This window comes from Dietzia sp. B19 (assembly GCF_014145155.1).
Classification (GTDB): Bacteria; Actinomycetota; Actinomycetes; order Mycobacteriales; family Mycobacteriaceae; genus Dietzia; species Dietzia natronolimnaea.
Window position 1 is genome coordinate 1 of record NZ_JAALED010000401.1, and the last position, 1,864, is coordinate 1,864.

Below are 1,864 nucleotides of genomic sequence, written 5' to 3' on the forward strand. Positions count from 1 at the left end.
GCCCGCCAACGCGCCGCCCACCGCCGTCGCGGGAGGCGTGGCGACGTGGTGGCCGTCCTGCTGGCGGAGACCGTCGACCGGATCCGGCCCCGCGACGTGGCGGACGACCGCGACATGCGGTCGATGCTCGCCTCCTACTCGCCGCTGGGTGAGGCCGTCACCGAGGAGGTGCACGACGAGGCGATCACCGAGGACGGCGTGCCGCGGCCCGAGTACGTGGACGTGCTCAAGGCCGTCTCGGACCTGGGCCCCGAGACCCTGTGTGAGCGCAAGGACACGGTCGACGACAGCCTCCGCGACCTCGGGGTGACGCTCAAGGTCTACGGCAGGGACGAGCCGCAGGTGTTCCCGCTGGACGCGGTCCCGCGGATCATCCCGGCCGACCAGTGGGCGCGGATCTCGGCGGGGATCGAGCAGCGCGCCCGCGCGATGGAGTTGTTCCTCCGGGACATCTACGGCCCCGGCGAGATCACCCGGGCCGGTGTCGTCCCCGCCGAGGCCCTCGAGCGGGCACCGGGTTTCCGTCCCACCGGCCGGTCGGTCCCGGCGGGGGCGTTGCACGCCCCGGTGTGCGGGGTCGACCTCGTGTCCACCGCCCCGGGCGAGTGGGTGGTCCTCGAGGACAACCTGCGGATGGCCGGCGGACTGGCCATGGCGGTCGCGCTGCGCGACCGGATCAGCGAGGGCTTCCCCGAGTTCGGCGCACGGTCCGAGATCCACGATCCCCGGGTCGGCCTGGACATGCTGACGCAGACGCTGCGCGCGGCCGCGCCGGACGGCGTCGACGATCCGGCGATCGCGGTGGTGATCGCGGAGGACGAGCTCGGATCCTTCGACCTGGGCCAGGTCGCGGCCGCGATCGGCGGCCCGCTCGTCACCCCCGACCACCTGGTGGTCGAGGACAGTCGACTGTGGCGCGTCGACGGCGACGAGCGCAGCCCCGTCGACGTGCTCTACGTCCGTATGGACGAGGAGATGCTGCTCTCCTCCGAGGGGGCCGACGGAACCGTTCTGCGGCGCGGTCTGCTCGGCGCGATGGCGGAGGGCGGGGTGGCCGTGGTCAACGCCCCCGGCAACGGCGCGGCGGACGACAAGGCGATCTACGCGCGCGTGCCGGAGATCATCAACTTCTTCCTGGGCGAGAAGCCCCTCATCGGCCAGGTGGACACCTATCTCTGCTCCGACCCCGAGCAGCGTAAGCAGGTCCTCGACCGGCTGGGGGAGCTCGTGGTCAAGCCGATCGACGGGTACGGGGGCTCCGGCATCACCGTCGGCCCCGAGTGCACGCCCCGCGAGCTCGACGAGCGCCGCGACGAGCTGCGGCGGCACGGCGAGCGATTCGTCGCGCAGGAGGTCCAGGCCCTGTCCACCCTGCCGACGTTCGACGGGCACGAACTCCAGCGCCGGCACGTCGACATGCGGGCGTTCGTCATGCTCCGACCCGGGGACTCGGGTGAGATCCTCGCCTCCGCCCCGCCCGTCGCACTGACACGGGTGGCTCCGGCGGGCACGATGGTCGTCAACGCCTCGAGCGGGGGCGGGGGAAAGGACACCTGGATCCACCGTGCATGACACGACCGAGATCACCGAGGAGGCCGAGTCCCTGGACGTCGCCGGCCCACCCGACGACGCCGCCGGGGGGCCGGACGCGATCCGTCACACCACCTCTCCGTGCCTGTCCCCGGACGGGTCGATGCTGGCGTGCGTGGTCACCGAGCGCACCGGATACCCGCGGGCGGTGCAGCGGCCACTGGGCCTGGGGGGCCTCGACGGGGCAGGGCCGGAGCGCGACGTCGTGCTGCCCGTCAACGGCCCGGTCCGTCGAGTCGCCTACTCTCCCAACGGCAAGTGGCTGGCCTGTGAG

Annotated in this window: 1 protein-coding gene and 1 pseudogene; both read left to right on the forward strand. The window is 72.9% G+C overall.

What is annotated here, in order from left to right:
• The coding region (locus G6020_RS11670) for a circularly permuted type 2 ATP-grasp protein (protein WP_182610747.1) at window positions 1-1,572 on the forward strand (1,572 nt) is incomplete at its 5' end.
• Window positions 1,565-1,864, forward strand: a pseudogene (locus G6020_RS17125) (S9 family peptidase); the annotation flags it as partial. The gene G6020_RS11670 and the pseudogene G6020_RS17125, both read left to right, overlap by 8 nt.